Annotated in this window: 16 protein-coding genes; 7 read left to right on the top strand and 9 right to left on the bottom strand. The window is 62.4% G+C overall.

The window, feature by feature from the left end; all coding sequences use genetic code 11:
* Positions 1-32: 32 nt before the first annotated feature.
* The 3 genes from ACFFFR_RS05760 to glyA are packed head-to-tail and all read right to left on the bottom strand — an operon-like array spanning position 33 to position 2,975.
* Positions 33-353 (bottom strand): sarcosine oxidase subunit delta, encoded by a 321-nt coding sequence (locus tag ACFFFR_RS05760; protein WP_377458622.1) that lies wholly within the window; start codon positions 351-353, stop codon positions 33-35.
* 30 nt (positions 354-383) lie between these two features.
* Positions 384-1,640, bottom strand: a complete 1,257-nt coding sequence (locus tag ACFFFR_RS05755) for a sarcosine oxidase subunit beta family protein (RefSeq protein WP_377458620.1) — start codon at positions 1,638-1,640, stop codon at positions 384-386.
* Positions 1,641-1,652: 12 nt separating this feature from the next.
* Complete coding sequence (gene glyA / locus ACFFFR_RS05750; RefSeq protein WP_377458618.1) at positions 1,653-2,975, bottom strand: serine hydroxymethyltransferase; 1,323 nt, start codon at positions 2,973-2,975, stop codon at positions 1,653-1,655.
* 263 nt (positions 2,976-3,238) lie between these two features.
* Here glyA and ACFFFR_RS05745 point away from each other — a divergent pair, with 263 nt between their 5' ends.
* The 6 genes from ACFFFR_RS05745 (at position 3,239) to ACFFFR_RS05720 (ending at position 9,468) form a co-directional block, all read left to right on the top strand.
* Complete coding sequence (locus tag ACFFFR_RS05745) at positions 3,239-3,952, top strand: GntR family transcriptional regulator (protein ID WP_377458616.1); 714 nt, start codon at positions 3,239-3,241, stop codon at positions 3,950-3,952.
* A 168-nt stretch (positions 3,953-4,120) separates the two neighbouring features.
* Positions 4,121-4,966 (top strand): formyltetrahydrofolate deformylase, encoded by an 846-nt coding sequence (gene purU / locus ACFFFR_RS05740; protein WP_377458615.1) that lies wholly within the window; start codon positions 4,121-4,123, stop codon positions 4,964-4,966.
* 120 nt (positions 4,967-5,086) lie between these two features.
* Positions 5,087-5,611, top strand: coding sequence for a gamma carbonic anhydrase family protein (locus ACFFFR_RS05735; RefSeq protein WP_377458613.1), 525 nt, complete (start codon positions 5,087-5,089; stop codon positions 5,609-5,611).
* A 257-nt stretch (positions 5,612-5,868) separates the two neighbouring features.
* Entirely contained in the window at positions 5,869-7,251 is a 1,383-nt protein-coding gene (locus tag ACFFFR_RS05730) for an MFS transporter (protein WP_377458611.1), read from the top strand.
* Between the two features lie 64 nt (positions 7,252-7,315).
* Positions 7,316-8,581 carry an aminopeptidase P family protein gene (locus ACFFFR_RS05725; protein WP_377458642.1) on the top strand — a complete coding sequence of 422 codons (1,266 nt, stop codon included), beginning with the start codon at positions 7,316-7,318 and terminating at the stop codon, positions 8,579-8,581.
* Between the two features lie 119 nt (positions 8,582-8,700).
* Entirely contained in the window at positions 8,701-9,468 is a 768-nt protein-coding gene (locus ACFFFR_RS05720; RefSeq protein ID WP_377458609.1) for an IclR family transcriptional regulator, read from the top strand.
* A 20-nt stretch (positions 9,469-9,488) separates the two neighbouring features.
* Here the strand turns inward: ACFFFR_RS05720 and ACFFFR_RS05715 are convergent, their stop codons facing one another.
* The 4 genes from ACFFFR_RS05715 to purH form a co-directional block, all read right to left on the bottom strand.
* Entirely contained in the window at positions 9,489-12,062 is a 2,574-nt protein-coding gene (locus tag ACFFFR_RS05715; RefSeq protein WP_377458607.1) for an MMPL family transporter, read from the bottom strand.
* A gap of 89 nt (positions 12,063-12,151) precedes the next feature.
* The gene (locus ACFFFR_RS05710) at positions 12,152-14,050 is read right to left on the bottom strand and encodes a heavy metal translocating P-type ATPase (protein WP_377458605.1); all 1,899 of its coding nucleotides are present in this window, start codon (positions 14,048-14,050) and stop codon (positions 12,152-12,154) included.
* 58 nt (positions 14,051-14,108) lie between these two features.
* Entirely contained in the window at positions 14,109-15,434 is a 1,326-nt protein-coding gene (gene mgtE / locus ACFFFR_RS05705) for a magnesium transporter (protein WP_377458604.1), read from the bottom strand.
* A 36-nt stretch (positions 15,435-15,470) separates the two neighbouring features.
* A complete protein-coding gene (gene purH / locus ACFFFR_RS05700; protein WP_377458641.1) occupies positions 15,471-17,096 on the bottom strand; it encodes a bifunctional phosphoribosylaminoimidazolecarboxamide formyltransferase/IMP cyclohydrolase in 1,626 nt (541 codons plus the stop codon).
* Positions 17,097-17,212: 116 nt separating this feature from the next.
* Here purH and ACFFFR_RS05695 point away from each other — a divergent pair, with 116 nt between their 5' ends.
* Complete coding sequence (locus ACFFFR_RS05695) at positions 17,213-18,595, top strand: MFS transporter (RefSeq protein WP_377458602.1); 1,383 nt, start codon at positions 17,213-17,215, stop codon at positions 18,593-18,595.
* Between the two features lie 17 nt (positions 18,596-18,612).
* Here the strand turns inward: ACFFFR_RS05695 and purN are convergent, their stop codons facing one another.
* Complete coding sequence (gene purN, locus ACFFFR_RS05690) at positions 18,613-19,209, bottom strand: phosphoribosylglycinamide formyltransferase (protein WP_377458601.1); 597 nt, start codon at positions 19,207-19,209, stop codon at positions 18,613-18,615.
* 29 nt (positions 19,210-19,238) lie between these two features.
* Positions 19,239-20,936 carry a cell division protein PerM gene (locus tag ACFFFR_RS05685; protein ID WP_377458599.1) on the bottom strand — a complete coding sequence of 566 codons (1,698 nt, stop codon included), beginning with the start codon at positions 20,934-20,936 and terminating at the stop codon, positions 19,239-19,241.
* Between the last annotated feature and the right edge of the window lie 9 nt (positions 20,937-20,945).

Below are 20,945 nucleotides of genomic sequence, written 5' to 3'. Positions count from 1 at the left end.
GGTTTCACTCTCTTTCTGGTCTGTGGTGCATCTCAGCTGGCCGGTGGCGCCAAGGTTGGTTGTGCTTGCGGCGGCTGCGGCAGTTCCGGTTTCGGATCCGTGAGCTTATAGGTGGCGGCGATCTTGTAGCTGTGGGTGTCGCGGAGGGCGTTGAACCATTTGCGGCACCCGGCGGTGTGCGCCCAGCGTTCGTAGAAGGAGCCTTTCGGGTTCTCCCGGTAGAACAGGTAGTGCGCCCATTCTTCATCGCTCAACGCTTCCGGGTCTGCCGGGTAGGCGACGTGGGCTTGGCCTCCGTAGGAAAATTCGGTTTCGGCGCGCAGTCCGCAGAACGGACATTCGATCATCAACATGGTGATTCGTTCTCCATCAGGTGTGCGGTCTTAGTGGGCCACGGCTGCGGCGCCGTGCTCATCGATGAGGTTGCCGGTGACGAAGCGTTCGAGGCTGAATCCGGCGTTGAGTTCGTGGGGTTCGTCCTCGGCGATGGTGTGGGCGTAGGTGTAGCCGGCGGCCGGCACGCCCTTGAACCCGCCGGTGCCCCAACCACAGTTGACGTACAGTTGGTCCACCTCGGTCTTGGACACGATCGGGGACGCGTCCAAAGTGACGTCGACAATGCCACCCCAAGTACGCAGCAGATGGGCCCGGGCAAAGATTGGGAACAGCTCAACCGCGGCGGACATCTGGTGTTCGATGACGTGGAAGGACCCGCGCTGGCCGTACCCGTTGTAGGTATCGATGCCCGCGCCCATGACTAGTTCGCCCTTGTGCGCCTGTGAAACGTAGACGTGCACGTGGTTGCTCATGACCACGGTGGGGTGCACCATTTCATGCAACTCTGACACCAATGCCTGCAGGGGGTGGGACTGGATGGGCACCTTGATGCCGGCCAGCTCGGCCAGCACGGAGGTGTGCCCGGCCGCGCAGAGCGCCACCTTGCCGGCGGCGATGGTGCCACGGGTGGTCTGGACACCGGTAACCCGGTTTCCCTCACGCATGATGCCGGTGACTTCACAGTTCTGAATCAGGTCTACCCCGAGCTCAGCGGCGCGTTTGGCGTAGCCCCACGCCACCCAGTCGTGCTTGGCGATGCCAGCCCGGGGTTGGTAGGTGGCCCCCATGATCGGGTACCGGATGTCATCGTTGATGTTGATGATGGGGCAAACTTCTTTGACCTGCTGCGGGTCCAACCATTCTGAGTCCACACCGTTGAGCCGGTTGGCTTCGACCCGACGTACGGACTCACGCACATCCCCCAGGGTGTGGGCCAGGTTGAGTACTCCGCGCTGGGAGAAGAACATGTTGTAGCCCAGTTCTTCTTCGAGTCCCTCATAGAGCTTTAGGGAGTGCTCGTAGATCCCGGCGGATTCATCCCACAGGTAGTTGGAGCGGATGATGGTGGTGTTGCGGGCCATGTTGCCGCCGGCCAACCAGCCTTTTTCCAGGACCGCCACATTGGTGATGCCGTGATTCTTGGCTAGGTAGTAGGCGGTCGCCAGACCGTGGCCGCCACCGCCGATAATCACCACATCGTAGGACTTTTTCGGATCCGGGTTGGCCCACATGAAGTCCGGGTGTTCAGGCAGTTCACGCTGATTGGTGTTCAGCACGTCCTTGTCGACGATTTTGATGCTCATGCTGAATTGTCCTTACGTCGCTGAGTCGTTCAGGTGTGGGTAGAGCGGGTAGCGGTCTGCGAGCGCACGTACCCGTTCAGAAAGTTCTTCTAGGGTGGCCGCTTCGGCGGCTTCGTCTTCGGTGTCGGCCAGCAGCACACCGGCGATGATGTCCGCGACTTCGGCGAATGCCTTCTCGTCAAAGCCGCGTGTGGCTAGCGCCGGGGTTCCGATCCGCAGGCCGGAAGAAATCATGGGCGGCCGGGGATCGAACGGTACCGAGTTGCGATTGACCGTGATGCCGGCCCGATGCAGGCGGTCTTCACCGCGTTTGCCGTCGAGCACGGAATCACGCAGATCCACCAGGACCAAGTGCACATCGGTTCCGCCGGAGACCAGTGAAATCCCCGCTTGGCGCACGTCCTCTTGGCTCAGACGTTCGGCCAAGATCTTGGCGCCAGCAAGTGTACGCCGCTGCCTGTCGGCAAAAGCCTCTTCACCCGCAAGTTTGAAAGCCACGGCTTTAGCCGCGATCACGTGTTCAAGCGGGCCGCCCTGTTGGCCGGGGAAGACCGCGGAGTCGATCTTCTTGGCGAGCTCATTGCTGGTGAGGATGACCCCGCCTCGAGGCCCACCGAGGGTCTTGTGGGTGGTGGTCGTGGTGACGTGCGCGTGCGGAACCGGGTTGGGGTGTAGCCCTGCGGCCACCAAGCCCGCGAAGTGCGACATGTCCACCATGAGGTAGGCGCCCACCTCGTCGGCGATCTGCCGGAAGCGCTCAAAGTCGAGGGTGCGCAGGTAGGCGGACCAGCCGGCAACGATGAGTTTTGGTTTGTGTTCCCGTGCCAACGCCGCAACTTTGTCCATGTTGATGCGGGCGTCTTCGCGCTCAACTTCGTACGGGACGACGTTGTAGAGTTTGCCGGAGAAGTTCAGCCGCATGCCGTGGGTCAGATGTCCGCCGTGATCCAGCGACAAACCGAGAATGGTGTCTCCGGGGTTGAGCAGCGCAAACATGACGGCGGCATTGGCCTGAGCACCGGAGTGCGGTTGAACGTTGGCGTGTTCGGCGCCGAAGAGGGCTTTGACGCGCTCAATGGCCAGCGATTCGATCACGTCCACGTGCTCGCAACCACCGTAGTAGCGACGGCCGGGGTAGCCTTCAGCGTATTTGTTTGTCAGGACCGAGCCTTGGGCTTCCATGACGGCCAGCGGGGCGAAATTCTCCGAGGCGATCATTTCCAAGGTGTTCTGTTGACGGTCTAATTCGTGCTGAATTTCCCGGTAGACTTCCGGGTCAAGGGTGGCCAAGTCGGAATCAAGGTTGGTCACTGCGGCGGTGGTGGTTTCTGTCACGGATGCTCCCTAGAGGTTTTCAAATAGATCTTAAAAACCTTGGTCAACAACTGATATATAAGATGTTGATCATGCTATGGCGCAGCTCACACCCCGGTCAAGGGTTTTTCCGAACTCTTTTTGGATGAGTCCAAAAACCGCGGCTTGCTGCACTAGTTGATAGCTCATAATCCGCAGAAACCGCTTCCAGAGCAGCTGATATATGAGAACATCGGGAATAACGCCGCCCGAACCAACACCGCGATCGACGAGGAAGTAGCCCAATGACTGCCACCCTGACCACGATGCCCCAATGGGGTGTCAGCAGCACGTCCATGGCCGATCGCGCCTACGGTGCGGTGAAAGAAAAATTGGTGCTGCTGCAGATTCAGCCAGGTTCGCCCATTAACGAGTCCGAGCTGGCCAGCGAGCTGGGCGTGGGCCGCACCCCCATCCGCGAGGCACTCAAGCGCTTGGAAATGGACCACTTGGTCGTCAGCTACCCGCGCCGGGGCACCTTCGCGACCACCGTCGACATCGCCGAGCTGGCAGAGATCACCGAGTTGCGTTTGGCCTTGGAGCCGCTGGCCGCCCGCGCCGCCGCGGACCGCGCCACGCCCACCCAGCGCCATCACCTCGCAGAGATCCGCGACCTCGTCACCCAACTCACCGCTGAACAAGGAGCAGAATCCCTGGCCGCGCCCGGCCTTCTCTCCAGCGAGGGCACACAGACCCTACTGCGGCTGGACGTCGCAGTGCACCACGGGATCTATACCGCCTGCGGCAACACCCATCTGGCCGACGTGCTGGCCCGCTACCACTACTTGGCCACCCGGATTTGGACGCTGGCCATTCATCGGATCCCGGGGCTGGCCACCCATTTTTCTGATCACGTTGACCTGCTGGAATCCATCATCGCCGGCGATGGCGACGCTGCTGCCGCCACCACCATCGACCACATTGAGGAGTTTGAGCGCAGCCTGCGCTCCGTCTTCTGATCCGCCCTTGACCGCCCTCTCCGGCCTGTCACTGCGGACTTCATTTCTGGAGTCTTCAGGGCCGGAACTGACTAGCATTTGACCACCCGTGGTGTTTCAATAGCACCAGCGACCAGCGTTGAGCCACGTGGTTCACGCGAACCAGATTTGCGCAAAGAGAGTATTTCCATGACCGAACGTTTTATCTTGACCGTTGCCTGTAAAGACCAGCCGGGCATTGTCCACGCCGTTTCCGAGGTGCTGCTTGAGATCGGCGGCAACATCGCCGAATCTCAGCAGTTCTACTCCCCTGACTCGGGAACCTTCTTCTTGCGGATCGAAGCGGACGCTACCGGCAGCTTCGAAGAACTGGAAGAGAAAATGGCGCCGGTCAAGGAACGTTTTGACATGAAACTGGGCCTGTACCGCAAGTCCGACAAGGTCCGGACCCTGATCATGTGCTCCAAGGATCCTCGCACCTTGAACGAGCTGTTGTTCAACAACCACATGGGCCAGCTGAACATTGATGTGCCGTTGGTGGTCTCCAACCACCAGGATCTGAAGCAGCACGCCTACTTCTACGGGATCAACTTTGAGCAGATCCCGATCACCAAGGACACCAAGCCAGAAGCAGAAGCCCGGCTGCTGAAGATCATCGATGAGTATGACATCGAGCTGGTGGTGTTGGCCCGCTACATGCAGATTTTCTCGGACGAGCTCACCAGCAAGCTGGCCGGAAAAGCGATCAACATCCACCACTCCTTCCTGCCCGCCTTCAAGGGCGCGCGCCCCTACCACCAGGCTCACGAGCGTGGCGTGAAGCTGATTGGCGCCACGGCCCATTACGTGACCGAGGACTTGGATGAGGGCCCCATCATCGAACAGAACGTGGTCCGGGTGACGCACAGTGAATCTGCTGCAGAGCTGGTGGCCATCGGGCGCAACGTCGAAGGACAGACCTTGTCCAAAGCGGTTCAGTGGCACACAGACCGTCGCGTCTTGATGGATGGTAACCGCACAGTCGTCTTCAGCTAGCCGGCCTGCCGGTCACCTGCGTAGCTTTCGGGTGCTTGGCGGTGGCTGGTCGACTAAGCTCAAAGGCAGCACCTGCTTACACAGGCCCAGTCACGAAGTCACACCAACACGAAGGACGACATGGCTCATCTTTACACTGTCAACGGCGCAACCCCTGTCTTGGGTGAAAACGTCTACGTAGCTCCTACCGCGGCCATTACCGGGGATGTGAAGCTCGAGGACGGAGCTTCCGCATTTTACGGCGTATCGGCCCGCGGTGACTCCGCCCCGATCCGGGTGGGCAAGAACTCTAACCTGCAAGACAACGTCGTGCTGCACGCCGATCCTGGTTTCCCGTGCACCGTTGGCGAGAACGTTTCGGTTGGCCACAACGCCGTCGTGCACGGCTGCACCGTGGAGGACAACTGCATCGTCGGGATGAGCGCCACCATCATGAATGGCGCCGTCGTCGGGGCGAACTCCCTCATTGCGGCCGGTGCGGTGGTGCTGGAAGGCACCGTCATCCCACCGGGCTCCCTCGTCGCCGGTGTCCCCGGCAAGGTGCGCAAGGAGCTCACCGAGGAGGAGCAAGCTGGCCTGCTGAACAACGCTAAGACGTACATGAAGTTGGCGGCCCAGCACGCGGAAGCGACTCCGCTGAACTAAAGAGCGAGGGCAACGACCCCACTACGAGGCCGGGTGAGACGCCGCAGCACAGCATGCGTCACTCACCCGGCTTTGTGCTGTTAAAAAGTTTTTCGTGCGCCATCGAGGCTGATTTTTCAGGGCTACGCAAAAGTCACCTGTGCCCGTGGCAAAAATTCACCAGAAAAAACCTTGACCAACTGTGACCTGCGCCATATCGTTGAACGCAACACCGTTGCAGTTATTGCAACAAAGGGTATTCATCTAAGTAGGCACACATGAGCACACCCCACGAACCGCAGAAGGTCGACGAGCGCCACGGCGCGGATCCAGCTAATCCAGATACCTCGCTCATTTCGTTGAGCGGTCAGCAGCGTATCCCCGATCAGAAAGTCGCTTCTGCCACCCGCAAGAAAGTCGTCACGGCCAGCTTCATCGGCAACTTTGTCGAGTGGTTCGACTACGCCGTCTACGGTTACTTGGCCATCACCATTTCCAAAGTTTTCTTCCCTGAAGCCGACCCGCAGGTCGCGCTGCTGTCCACCTTCGCGCTGTTCGCCATCTCCTTCTTGGTGCGCCCGATCGGTGGGTTCTTCTGGGGCCACTACGGCGACCGCGTCGGCCGCCGCGAAGCTCTGGCCCTGTCCATCCTCATCATGTCCGCGGCCACGTTCTGCATCGCGCTGATCCCGAGCTACTCCGTCATCGGGATTTGGGCGCCGATCCTCCTGTTGGTCATGCGCGTTGCCCAGGGCTTTTCCGCATCGGGTGAGTACGCTGGTGCTTCAGCGTTCTTGGTGGAGTACGCACCCCGCCGCAAGCGCGGTCTTTACGCCGCGGTGGTGCCCGCCAGTACCGCGACCGGCCTGCTTCTGGGCTCCCTGATTGCCGGCATGCTCACCACCTTGCTCAGCGAGGAAGACCTGACCAACTGGGGCTGGCGCTTGCCGTTCCTGCTGGCAGCACCGATGGGCCTGATCGGCCGCTACATCCGGTCCAAACTGGAAGACACCCCGGCATTCCGTGAGCTGGCGGAAAAAGACGAAGCCATCAAGGCCCCGGCTAAAGACTTGTTCCGGGACCACTGGAAGTCACTGTTGCTGGCCTCCGGAGTGGTGTTGCTCAACGCCGTCGGCTTCTACGTGATCCTCTCCTACATGCCGACCTACCTGACCACCGTGGTCAAGCTGCCCGAGGGTCAATCGCACTTTGCCACCACCGTGGCGCTGCTGACCTACATCTTCTTCATCCTCGGCACCGGGATGCTCTCCGACCGGTTCGGTCGCAAGCGTATGCTGATTGTCGCCTCCGTCTGCTTCATTGTGCTGACGGTCCCAGCGTTCATGATCTTGGACACCGGCAACTTCCTGATGATCCTGCTGATCCAGATCCTGCTTGGTGGCATGCTGACCCTCAACGATGGCACCCTGCCGAGCTTCCTGGCAGAAATCTTCCCGACGAAGGTCCGCTACTCCGGATTCGCCGTCAGCTTCAACCTTTCGAACGCCCTCTTCGGCGGTACGGCACCGTTCGTGGCTACCTGGCTGATTCAGAGCACCGGCAACGATTTGGCCCCCGGCTTCTATCTGGTGGCGGCCTCGATTGTCTCCTTGATCGCGGTGTCCTTCGCCGTCGAAACCTCCCGCAAGAAATTGCGCTAACGAAATCACTTCTTCTCCTCCCCTCTTTGAGAACACGTTGAAAGGAAAACCTTCCATGACCCTGATGAATGATGCCCCAAACACCGCCGGTTCCAACGCCACCAGCATCGATGAACTCGACCGCCTGAAGGTCCTGCACAACGGCGAGAAAGTCCCGCTGACTTTCTCTGACGCCGAGTTCGAACGCCGGTTGGCCGGACTGCGGGCGATCATGTCCGAGTTGGACTTGGACGCGGTGCTGCTGACCAGCTACCAGGGCATTAAGTACTACTCGGACTTCCTGTTCACCTATTTCGGCCGGTCCTACGGCATGGTGGTCACCGCCGAGGACACCGTGACGATCACCGCGAACATTGATGCGGGGATGCCGTGGCGGCGCAGCTACGGGGAGAACATTGTCTACACTGACTGGCGTCGGGACAACTTCTACTACGGGATCACCCAGGCACTGGCCGAACGCGGCGTCGTCGTCAAACGACTCGGCATCGAAGAGGACACCGTGACCCTGCTGCAGCGCGAGCAGCTGGCCACGACCTTCCCCGGCGTCGAGCTCGTGGACGTCTCCCAGCCGGCGATGCGCCAACGGATGATCAAGTCCGCCGAAGAGATCGCCGTGATCAAGGAGTCCGCACGGATTGCCGACCTTGGCGGCGAGGCCATCAAGGCCGCGATCCGGGAAGGCATCAGCGAGTACGAATTGGCACTGATCGGCACCGAGGCGATGACCCACGAGATCGCCAAGTCCTTCCCGAACAGCGAAATCCGCGACACCTGGGTGTGGTTCCAGTCCGGGATCAACACCGACGGGGCACACAACTGGGCGACGACCCGGAAATTGGAGCGCGGCGACATCCTGTCCCTGAACTGCTTCTCCATGACCGCCGGCTACTACACGGCGTTGGAGCGGACCATGTTCTTGGGCCAGCCGGACCCACGTTCGCTGGAGCTGTGGAAGATCAACTTGGAAGTCCACTACGCCGGGCTGGAGCTGATCAAACCGGGTGCGGTCTGCGGGGAAATCTGCCACGAGTTGAACAAGATCTACACCAAGTACGGCATCCTGCCTAAGCGTACTTTCGGTTATGGTCACTCCTTCGGCGTCCTCTCGCACTACTACGGCCGTGAAGCCGGGTTGGAATTGCGCGAGGACATCGAGACCGTCATCGAACCGGGCATGGTGGTTTCCATGGAGCCGATGATCACCATCATGGATGGCGAACCAGGCGCCGGTGGCTACCGTGAGCACGACATCTTGGTGGTCAACGAGAACGGGGCGGAGAACATCACGAAGTTCGGCCTCGGCCCAGAAAACAACATCATCGACGCCTAGGACGGGCGCACGGGGGTGCAGCAACAAGCGGGGTTACGGTCACACCGATAGTGGTGGCCGTGGCCCCGCTTGTGTTTATGATGAAGAGGTCGGCGCAGAAGGCCCTAGGAGGCAGCTACGTGAGTACAGAAACCGGCGGGGCTTCAGCCTCGGTCTTACACAACGCGTTCGCGGTGCTGCGCTGTTTCTCCACCACTGAGCCCTTGCTGGGGGTCACGGAGATTGCCAATAAGGTGGGGCTGCACAAGTCTACGGTCTCCCGCATTTTGGCTAACTTGGAGAGCCAGGAGATTGTGGCTCAGGATGAGCATTCCCGTAAGTATCGTCTTGGTACTGGGCTGATCTTCTTGGTTTCTCCCCTGCTGGCGGAGTTTGATACCCGCAAAGTTGCTGCACCGATTCTGGCGGAGTTGGCCGCAGCGACGGAGGAGACCTGCTCGCTGATGGCGTGGGAGAACCACGAGGCCGTGTGTGTGGAACAGATTGAATCCCCGCTGCGCATCAAGCACACCTCCCCGCTGGGCGCTCGCTATAACACCGGTTATTCAGCCTCGATTCAGGTCTTCTTGGCCGCCGAGCCTGCGGACCGGGTCCGCTCTTTGGTGGAGCGCCAAGAAATTGTGTTACCTCCAGGCGTGCAGGTGGAGGAGTATTTGGCGTTGTTGGCGGAGGTACGTGAGCGCGGCTACGCCGTCAATGACGGGATGACCCAGCCGGATGAGACCGGCGTTGCGGTCTCGATTACCTCGGCGCGGAGCCCGCACCCGTTCTGTTTGCTGTTGTCCGCACCCCGGTATCGGGTGACCGATCAGCTGGCGGAGCTGGTGCGAGCGTGCGTGGCGGCCGGGCAGCAGATCACCACCAGGTTGACCGGTCCTACCCCGTAAGCCTCTGGCCCTCAGCTCTCTTAGCGTCCCTCGAGTTTACCGTTGCGGTGGGCGTCCAGTTTGGCCTCGAGTTTGGCGCCCTCCACGTCCATGTCCGGCATGATCTTGTCCATCCAGCGTGGCAGCCACCAGGCGTGTTTGCCGAATAGGTGCATCACTGCGGGGATGAAGGTGGTCCGGATCAGGAAGGCGTCTACCAGCACGCCGAAGGCCAACCCGAAACCGATGGGGCGGATCATGGTGACCCCGGAGAAGATGAACCCGGCGAAGACGGAGACCATGATGATCCCGGCCGCGGTGACCACGGCGCCGCCTTGGCGGTAGCCGAGCCGGACAGAGGTGCGGGAGTCCAACCCGTGGGTCCAGGCTTCCCGCATGCCGGAGACGATGAAGATCTGGTAGTCGACGGACAGGCCGAAGAGCACACCGATCAGCAGGATCGGCAGGAAGGACAGCACCGCCGTCGGGTCATGTACACCGAAGAGCGGGCCGAGCCAGCCCCACTGGTAGATGGCTACGACGGCACCGAAGGCGGCTCCGACCGAGAGCAGGAAGCCGGCCGAGGCCATGACGGGGGCCCAGATGGAGCGGAAGATCATGGTCAGCAGCAGCAGTGAAAGCGCGATGACGATGGTCAGGTAGAGCGGCAGGGCGCCGGCGACCTTGTCCGAAATGTCGATGTTGGCCACGGTTTGTCCGGCGTAGCCCACGACGGTGACATCGTGTTTCTCGCCGAGCGCGGCCTCGCCATCGCGCAGGTCGTGAACGAGGTTCTCGGTGGCTTCCGTATCCGGTGCGTGGGCCGGGATGATTTGCAGCAGTTGGACGGTGCCGTCGGCGGATTCGGTGGCGGGGATGGCGGTCAGCACGTCGGCGCGGGCGGCGTAGTCCTCGGCGATGTCGAGGGTCTTTTCTTCGCGCTCGGTCTCATCCAGTCCAGCCTGAAGTTCGACCACGGACAGCAGCGGCCCGTTGAACCCGGTCCCGTAGTTTTCGGCGATCAGCTGGTAATTCTTGTAGCCGTCAGAGGTGCGCGGTTCCGAGTTGCCCATGGGCAAGCCCAAACGCAGGGAGAAGGCTGGGATGGCGACGATGGCCAAGATCAGCACGGAGGCCCCGATCATCAACCAAGGGTGGTTGGTGACGAAAGCACCCCAGCCGCGGTTGGCTTGATCGATGGCGAGGTCTTGTTTGTCATAGACCTCGTTACGGGCCACTTCCACCAGTTTTGACTTGGGGATGACGCGGTGGCCGATGAGCTTCAAGGCGGCCGGCACCAGCATGAGGGTGGCGGCGACGACAACAGCGATGGTGCCGCCGGCGGCCAAGCCCATGACGGAGAGGAACGGGATCCCGGTGACGGTCAGTGCGGAGAGTCCGATGATGTTGATGACACCGGCGAAGAACACCGAGGTGCCGGCGGTGCCGTTGGCCCGCGCGATGGAGGCGATCAGGTGTTCGCCTTCCATCATTTGGCGACGGTGCCGGTGCACGATGAGCAGCGCGTAGTCGATGCCCAGGCCGAGCCCGAGCATCAGCGCGAGGGCCGGGTCCGTGGAGGTCATCTGCACGGTGGAGGTCAGCGCGAAGATCCCCGCCAAGCCGATGCCGGAGCCGATGAGTGCGGTGATCAGGGGCAACCCCGCCGCCACCACGGACCCCAATGCCACGAAGAGGACGATGGCTGCGACGATGACGCCGACACCTTCGGATGCGCCCACGACTTCGGAGACGTCTTGGGTGATTTCCACCCCGGGGTACGTTTCAATGTCGGTGAGTTTTGCGGCCTCGATGGCCTCGGTGACCGCTTCACGCTCGGCCGGTTCTAGGTTGTGGGGTTCCTTGGTGAAGGTGATGGCTCCGCGAGCGGTGTCACCGGAGAGGAAGGACACTTCTTCGGTCAGTTTCAGCTGGCGTTTTCCGAGAGCCAGTTCTTCGCGACCGGAAGCCAGTTGTTCTTCCGCCTCATCGAGTTCTTTGGCTGAGGCGTCCAGCTGGGCTTCGGCTTGCGCCAGCTGCTGGCGGGCCCCATCGATGGCGGGGATCCCGGAGACAAAGTCCGGGTCTGACTTCAGCTGCTCGGCGAGTTGTTCCGGCAGCTGGTCGTAGCTGTCCTGAAGTTCTTCACGTTGCTTCTGCAGTTCTTCGCGGCCCTCGGTGACCTGTTTGCGCCCTTCGGCGATCTCTTCTTCGGGGGCTTGGAGTTCCTCTTCGGCCTCAGCAACATCGGCGGTGGCCTTTTCCAAGTCTGCTTGGGCGGTGAACGGGTTGGTGACTTCTCGCACCGCAGGCTGGTTTTCAAGCTCGTTGAGCAAGTCGGTGATTTGCTGCTGCTGTTCTTGGCTGAAGGAGCCGCCCGCGGTGTTCTTGAAGGCGAGCGTTCCGGTGCCGCCAGAGTCCTCGGGCAGTTTCTTGTCGAGGTATTCGATGACCTTTTCGTATTCCGAGCCGGGGATGTCGTACTGGGTGGAGAAACCCTTGCCGACGTTCAGCGCCAGGGCACCGACACCGACGAGGATCACCAGCCAGAGGCCGATGACTGTTTTGGCGTGGCGAGCGCACCACGCGCCCAGGGAATACAACAACGAAGCCATGCTCGAGTGCCCTCCGAATGGAAACTACAACAGACCTATCTTACCGAGCAGTCCGGCTGTGACCCCTATTCGTGTCTTTACTCCGGCCGCTAACGTTTGCGCGGTTTCAGCGCGCGCAGCGCGTTCAGGATGGCGACCAAATCGACAACCTCCTGCAGCAGGGCGCCGGCGATGACCGGGATGACGCCGAAGGCGGCGACGATCATCAGGCCGATGGAGATGGCGATGCCCAACCAAATTGATTCCAGAGCGACCCGAGTGGTGTCTTGGCCGATTTCCAGTGCGGCGCCGACGGCGGAAATATCGTCTTTGATGATGACCACGTCGGCGGACTCGCTAGCTGCGGTGGCACCGCGGGCGGCCATCGCCACCCCTACGGAGGAGCTGGCCAGCACGGGCGCGTCGTTGATCCCGTCGCCGATCATCATGGCTGGCTCATCCTTGCTGGCTGCGGAGATGAGCTTGACCTTGTCTTCGGGCAACAGTTCAGCGTGCACTAGGTCGATGCCGGCCTCGGCCGCAATTGCTTCGGCGGTGGGGCGCACGTCCCCGGTGAGCATCATCACCGAGGTGACCCCGTCCTGATGCAGGCGCTGCACCGTGGCGGATGCGTTCTCCCGTAGCTGGTCAGCCAGCACGATGGCCCCGGCGTAGACCCCAGCTACACCGACGTAGACGGCGGCTTGCCCGGCAGAGAACTCTTCCCGGTCGAAGTTGCCCACGTGTTCGGCGACGAAGGCGGGTTTGCCGACGACCACCTGATGCTGACCGATTTGGGCTAGCACGCCGTTGGTGGCGATCTCCTCGGCGTGAGAAGCGGTGCTCAGGGTCAGTCCGCGCTGTTGGGCGGCTTGGACCAGCGATTCGGCCAAAACGTGGGAGGAGTACTGTTCGGCAGAGGCGGCTGCGGCCAGCAGTTGGTCTTCGGTGAAGGAGTTGGCGGGAGCCACACGGACCACTTCCGGGGTGCCGTGGGTCAGGGTGCCGGTCTTGTCGAAACCGACCACTTTGATGCGGGAGAGCTTTTCCAGAATGCCGGCCGCTTTGACGATGATGCCGTTGTTGGCGGCCCGAGACATGCCCGCCATGAACGCGACCGGGGCTGCGATCAGCAGTGGGCACGGGGTGGCGACGACCAGCACCTGGGCGAAGCGGACCGGGTCTCCGGAGAGAGCCCAAGCACTACCGCCGATGATGTAGGCCACCAAGGTGAAGGGGACGGCATAGCGGTCGGCCAATCGGACCATGGGTGCCTGGGACTCTTGGGCCTGGCGGACCAGATTCAGAATGTGCGAGTAGTGTGAGTCCTCGGCGGTGGCGCTGACCTGCAGCTGGAAGGATTGTGGCCCGGCCACGGTGCCGGAGAGCACCTTGTCCCCCGCGGTTTTGGCGACCGGCAGCGGTTCACCGGTGACGGTGGATTCATCGATATCCACTTCAAAATCGGTACCGCCGAGCAGTACCCCGTCCAAGGGGATGATCTCGGCCGGGCGGACCAGCACGGTGGCGCCGGTGGGCACGTCCTCGACCGGGACGTCTTGGATGCTGCCATCGGGGGCAATCACGTGCGCCAGCACCGGGGCACGGTCCACGAGTGCGGTGAGCTCGCGTTTAGCCCGGCCGGCCGCGTAGTCTTCTAGGGCCTCACCGCCGGTGAGCATCAGACAGACGACCAGGGCGGCAAGATATTCGCCCACGAACACGGCGGCCACGATGGCGGTGACGGCGAGGATGTCGATCCCTAAGGACCCGCCCATCAGGGTTTTCACCATGCCGACGGCGGTCCACGCCGCCACGACGAGGGCGAAGCCGGAGCCGATCCAGAAGGCGGCATCGGAGGCGCCGAAGACCAGCAACGCCAAGGTGAGGATGAGCCCGAAGAGGGTCAGGGCTAGCCACGGGTAGTCACGGATGAGCTGCCAGAGTGTTGGCCGGGCGGACCGGGCGGCGGCTTCTTCGGTAGTGCTGGTCGTTTCTACGCTCACCATGACAATAACCTCGTTTGTGCGAACCTCTTGGCTTCGATGCTAGCCATCCCGGCGAGGTTTAGATACCAAGGATTCCCTTAGCTATCAGGAAGTAGACGATGAGTCCGGAGGCATCCACGAAGGTGGAAATGAACGGATTAGCGAAGACCGCCGGGTCCACTTTCAGGGCTTTGCCGATCAGGGGCATGACTCCCCCGACGGTGGCGGCCAGCGTGCAAATGGCCGCCAAGGTCAGCCCGATTACCAACCCCATGGGGACCGAATAGATCAGCGACACGACGGTGAAGCCAAGCACCCCGAGCACCGAGCCCATGAGCAATCCTACCGAGGCTTCCCGGGCGGCTACCCGCAGCACGTCGCGGGTCCGCACATCACCCAGGGCCAGTGCTCGGGTGACGGTGGTGGCGGTCTGGTTGCCGGTGTTGCCGCCGGTGCCGATCAGCAGCGGTACAAAGAGGCTCAGCGCGACGACCTTCTCTAGGGTGGACTCGAAGCTTTCCAGCACCTGAACGGTCAAGGTGGCGCCCACGGCCAACACCAGCAGCCACACAATGCGGGATTTGACGAGGGAGACGACCGGGGTGGACAGGTATGGTCGACGCAGCGGTTCGGTACCACCGGAGCGTGCGGCGTCTTCGGTCTCTTCCTCTTCGAGGATCTCGAGAGCGGTGTCGATGTTGACGATGCCGATGATGCGCTCTTCTAAGTCTGTGACCGGCAGCGCGTTGAATTGGTGGTCGGCGCATAGTCGGGCGGCGTCTTCTTCGTCGGTGTAGGCGTCAACGTGGATCGGGTCCGGGGACATGATCTGCCCGATGGTCTCGGTTTCCTCCGCCTTGAGCAGGTCGCGGAGGCTGAGCACGCCGATGAGTCGCCGGCCCGGGCCGGCCACCGGAAGGGAGTAGATGGTGGGCACTTCGGCGGCTCGGGCCCGTACGTGCGCGAGCGCTTGGCGGACGGTCTGTTCCGGTCCGAGCACAATGTACTTGGCGCTCATTCGGCGGCCGATGGAGCCGTTCGGGTAGCCCAGAACGAGGTTGGTGACACCGCGTTCCCGGGTGGGTAGCTCGTTGAGCAGGCGTTTGGCGACCTTGGCCGGCAGCTCGTCCATAAGTTGGACGCGGTCACCGGTTTCGAGGGCGGCGAACAGGTCCCCGACCTGCTCGTCGCCGAGCCCGTGCACCAATTCGGATTGCAACGCCCCGTCGAGGCGTTCGAACACGTCGATCGCCACGTCCTTGGGCAGCAGCCTGAACAGGACCGCGCGGTCGCGCAGGTTTAGCCGCTCCATCTCATCGACGAGCGTCTTTTGCCCGGTGTTGCGGGCGTACTCGGCTAGCTCTTGGATCCGGTCGTCCCGGATCAGCACGCTCGGGTCAAGCATCCAAGCCTACTTTCCCCAGCGGTGCACGGTTTGTTCTTAGTGGAAGAAGTGACGCGCTCCGGTGGTGTACATGGTGATTCCGGCGGCCTCGGCTGCGGCGATGACCTCTTCATCGCGGACCGAGCCACCCGGTTGAACGACTGCTGTGATGCCGGCTTCGATCAGGATCTCAAGACCGTCGGCAAACGGGAAGAATGCATCCGAAGCCGCGACGGAGCCGCGGGCCCGTTCTTGGTCTCCGGCCAGCGTGTTGGCCCGTTCCACCGCGAGCTTGCAGGAGTCTAGGCGGTTGACCTGCCCCATGCCGATGCCCACGGTGGCCTGATCTTTGGCCAGCAGGATGGCGTTGGACTTGGCTGCGCGCACGGCCCGCCACGCGAACTCGAGGTCGGCCAAGGTTTCCGCGTCGGCGGCCGGTCCGGCGACCAGCTGCCAGTTGGCAACGTCGTCGCCGGGGGCATCCAGGGTGTCGGTGGTCTGCATGAGCATGCCGCCGGAAACCTGGCGGTAGTCAATCTGGTCGCGGGTGAAGTTGGCCGGCAGCTGCAGCAGGCGCAGGTTCTTCTTTGCCTGCAACAGCTTCAGGGCTTCGGGTGCGAAGGCCGGTGCAATCAAGACTTCGGTGAAGATCTCCGCCAAGGATTCGGCCATGCCCACGGAGACTTCGGTGTTGGCCGCGATGACGCCGCCGAATGCGGAAAGCGGGTCACAGGCGTGGGCCTTGCGGTGGGCGTCGGCGGCCGCATCGGTGGCGTTCGGTGAGGCAACTGCGGTGCCGCAGGGGTTGGCGTGTTTGACGATGGCCACGGCTGGCTCGTCGAAGTCGTAGGCGGCACGCAGTGCGGCGTCGGCGTCAACGTAGTTGTTGAAGCTCATGGCCTTGCCGTGCAGCTGCTCGGCTTGGGCGATGCCCGGCGCGGCTGCGGCCTCGACGTAGAGGGCTGCCTGCTGGTGCGGGTTTTCGCCGTACCGCAGGGTTGCGGAGCGTTCCAGCGCCAGTCCGGCGTACGGTGGGAACAGGGGTGCCTTGGTGGCCTCGTCGACGGCTGCCACATCGTCTTCTTGGCCGAAGTGCTCGGCGGTCCAACGGGCGACGGCGGTGTCATAGGCGGCGGTGTGAGCGAACGCGAGCGCCGCCAACCGTTTGCGGGTACGCAGGTCGAAACCGCCGTTTTCGGCGGCGTTGATCACATCGGTGTAGCGGGCCGGGTCGACGACCACCGCAACGGATGGGTGGTTCTTGGCTGCGGCGCGCACCATGGACGGGCCGCCGATGTCGATTTGTTCCACGACATCGTCTTCACCGGCGCCGGAGGCAACGGTCTCGGTGAACGGGTAGAGGTTGACCACCACGAGGTCGAAGGGCTCGACGTTGAGTTCACCGAGTTGGTCAATATGGTCTTGGCGGCGGCGGTCGGCCAGGATCCCGGCGTGCACGCGCGGGTGCAGGGTCTTCACGCGGCCATCGAGGCATTCCGGGAACTCGGTGATGGAAGAAACCTCGGTCACCGGCACACCTGCGGCGGCGATACGCCCGGCGGTGGATCCGGTGGATACCAGTTGGACGCCGGCAGCATGTAGGCCCCGGGCGAGGTCCTCAAGACCGGTCTTGTCGTACACGGAAATCAACGCACGTTTTAACGGGACTCGGTCTTGCACCAACACTTTATGGCAGCCTCTTTCTTGTCGAGTTTTGCAGCAGGTCTTGTCTCTACCAGAAACAAGTCTAGTACGCTCAATGTAGCCCGGCTGCATCGTTGACCTCGTGAAGGAGAGTTATGAACGCGCACGCCCCTACCGGTTCCTCTTCATCCACCCAGTTACCCACCGCGTCAACGGTCCTGCAAGAGCTTCCCTTCAAGTGGAATGTGCAGGGCCGGATCTTCATCATCGGCGGCCTGGGCTTCATGTTTGACGCGTGGGATGTTTCCCTGAACTCGATCCTAATTCCGCTGCTGCGCACCGAATGGGGTTTGGAGACCGGTGAGGCGGCCTGGATTGGGACCGCGAACCTTATCGGCATGGCCGTGGGGGCGTTCCTGTGGGGCACCATCGCGGACCGGCTCGGCCGCAAGGCCGCGTTCTCCTGGACCCTGGGCATCTTCGCGGTGTTCACGGTGGCCGGGGCGTTGACGGATTCGCTGGGCTGGTTCGTGTTCTTCCGTTTCTTGGCCGGTATCGGTTTAGGTGGCGCGGTTCCGGTCGATTACGCGTTGGTGGGCGAGTTCACCCCGCGCAAACAGCGGGGCATCATCTTGACCGCGATGGATGGCTGGTGGCCCATCGGCGCGGCCTTGGCCGGCGTGGTTTCTGCCTGGTTAATGGCGATGTTCGGCGATTGGCGCTACCCGCTGCTGGTCATGGTGTTACCGGCGCTGCTGATCATGTTCGTGCGCTTGTTCATCCCGGAATCCCCGATGTATCTGCTCAAGCAGGGCCGGGATCAGGAAGCCCGCAAGGTCATTGATGACATGGTGGCCCGGACCGGGGCTGAGGCACGCCCCTACCGGACGGACATGGCCGCCGCTCAGCAGGAACCTTTCACACCGCTGGCGTTCGTCCACCAGTTGGTGGCTCTGTGGCGGTTCTCCCCGAAGATCACTGCCGTTTCTTGGTTGCTGTTCTTGACCATCATGACGATGTACTACATCGGGCTGCAGTGGATGCCAACGTTCTTGATCGAGGCTGGCTACGAGCAGCAGCGTGCGTTCCTGACCTCGGCCGGGATGGCCGGTGTCGGTTTCCTCGGCGTCGTCATCGCAGCTGTGCTGGTGGAACGCACCGGCCGCAAGGCTGTGCTGGCGATTTTTGCGCCGGCCTCCGGCGTCTTGCTGGTGGTCTTGGCGATGTTGCTGAGTGCGAAGAACCCGGCCGTGCTCTGGCTGGTGTTGGCCTACGGCACGGTGGTGCAGATCGCGATCCCGGTGTTGTACGCCTATGTTTCCGAGATGTACCCGACGGCCTTGCGCGGTTCCGGGTTTGGTTGGGCCTCGACCATCTCACGGGTGGGTGCCGGGTTCGGGCCGCTGCTGTTTGTCACCGCGTTAGTGCCGATGCTTGGACTGGTCGGGGCGTTCTGGACCGTCACGGCCGTGGTGTCCGCCGCAGCGCTGGTCATGCTGTTCTTCGCCCCGGAGACCAAGGGCCAGCAACTGGACTAGGCGTGTTTTGGGCTGGCTTAGCGGCGGCTGATCAGGTCTTGAACGCTCACGCCGCGGCTGAGTTTGCCCAGCACTTCCAACAGCAGTGCGCGTTCTTGGACCTTGATGCGTTCGTGCAGTGAGTCGACGGTGTCGGCCTCGTGGACCTCGACCGCGGCTTGGGCCAAGATGGGCCCGGTATCAACACCGGCGTCGGCCACATGGACGGTGCATCCGGTGATCTTAACCCCGTATGCGAGCGCGTCTCGGACACCGTGGGCGCCGGGGAAGGCCGGTAGTAGGGCCGGGTGGGTGTTCAGGTAGCGGTCTTGGAAGGTGTTGATGAAGTCCTCGTCGACGATCCGCATGAACCCGGAGGAAAGCACGTAGTCGGGTTCGTAAGAGGCCACCTTGTCGGTGAGTGCTTTGTTCCACTCGCTGCGTTCGGTGTAGTCCGCGAAGTTCACCACGAACGTTTCTAGTTCCGCTTGTTGGGCGCGGTCTACCCCGCCGGTGCCGTGCTTGTCGGCGCCGACGGCCACGAGCTGAACATTGTCCAGTTCACCGGCATCGATGGCGTCGATGACGGCCTGCAGGTTGGAACCGGATCCGGAGACGAGAGCAACAATACGCATGTGGTGTAGACCTAGGTGTGAGAAATGGGTTAATCGTTAGGCAGTTCCCGCTCGACGGAAATGCTCCGCGGCGGTTCAGGTTTGGTGGTGGGTTTGCGGCGCGGGCGGATCAGTCGGCCCACGCCGGCAGCCGGTTTCGGTTTCGAAGCTTTCGCCGGCGTAGCAGGATCCGGCTGGGCTGGCTTGGTGGTGGAGGCTTCCGCGCTGGCGGTCTTGGCGCTGGAGGACTCTTCATCGAGTGGACGTTCGGCCCAGATGGATTGCGGTTTCGGCGCGGCGGAGGATTCATGTGCCGTAGCGGTCTCAGGGGCCGATGCGTCAGCGTTGATGGTGGCCGCACTTGGTCGTGTGGGGGTCCGGCGGGCACGCTCCGGGAAGTACCGGTTCTTCAGTTCGGAGGCCATTGGGCCCAGGAGGTAACCGATCATGGCGCCGGCCGCACCGATGCCGGCACCCCAGAGGGCTGCGGTCAGTGGCGCGGGGCCAAGCCCGTGTAGTCGTCCCACCCCGAGGTCCACGCCGCTCATGGCGTAGACCGGCACGAGTATCAGCCACAGAAACGCGGCGACCAAGACGCCGTAGAGCAGGGTGGATGCGGTCAACGACATCCAGCGTTGGTGGACCCGCACGTCAAGGGCTTCATCCACGTGGTTTTCTCCTTCGCGGATGAACCACCAGCCGCCGATTGCCCCGGCTAGGACCGGCAGCAGGAGCACGAGCCACATCCAGCCAGATGTCTGCGGTGGGACTACGCCCAGCAGCGGGAACGCTGGGGTGGGACCGACTGCAGTTTCAAACAGGCTGACGGTGCTGCCCTCGCCGAGGGAAAATCCTGCGCCGGTGACCCAGGCCAGCGTCCAGACGATGAAGTTGACCAGCAAGGTCAGATCGATGCCGGCGAGCGCGATGGCGCCGGAGAGGCCCAAGTTGAGTTCTTGCTGCAGGTTGACGACGTCGATCCAGTGGGTGCCCAATTGGATAGCGAAAACGAGGGATGCGGCGGCGACGAGCCCGAGCGCGACAACGATGCCGCTGCGCAGCACGGCCCACAGGTAGGCCAGTTGCCAGCGGGCACGTTGGCCGAGTCGTTCGAAGCGGGCTTCCCCGTAGCGTTCCCACGCACCGCGCAGGCCGTTGTACTGCAGCAGCGCGCCCAGACCAACCCCAATTCCGAAGATCAGCAGCGGGATAAAAATGGCGCTGATCCAGTTGGCGGAAGAGATGTCATGGTAGCTGGCCAACCAGGCGATGGTGCTGATGAGCGCATAGCCGCCGAGAGCACCGAGTATTGGCAGGTACAGCTTCTGCGGGCGGCTCGCGCGGGCCAGCCGTTTACCGGCGCGTGCGGACAGCCAGAGCAGCACGGCGATGACCGTCATCGGCCACACGTGGAAGCTGCCCGGGGTGGCGGTGGAGCCCAGCGTGTTCGCGGGTAGGTCAGCGAGGTGGATGTGCAGGGGTACCCCGTGCAGGACCAACCAGTTTTGGGCCCACCAGATGCCCAGATCGACCAGTTCTGCCCCGGCGATGCCGCCGCCAATGAGTACCGCTAGCGGGCCCAAGAGTGCGAAGACCCCGATGATGGCCGCCACGATGAGGGCCTCGATCACGCCCTGCAGCCACAGCGGCAGTGGGATGGTGCCATCAGTGTTGCGCCACGAACGCAGGCCACGGCGCAGCTTGGCCGGTGCCTTGTCGGTTGCGGAGCGGGAAGTTTTGCCGAACATCATCGTGTG

The organism is Micrococcoides hystricis (assembly GCF_042434215.1).
Taxonomy (GTDB): Bacteria; Actinomycetota; Actinomycetes; order Actinomycetales; family Micrococcaceae; genus Micrococcoides; species Micrococcoides hystricis.
This window is presented reverse-complemented; position numbering and strand designations above follow the sequence as displayed.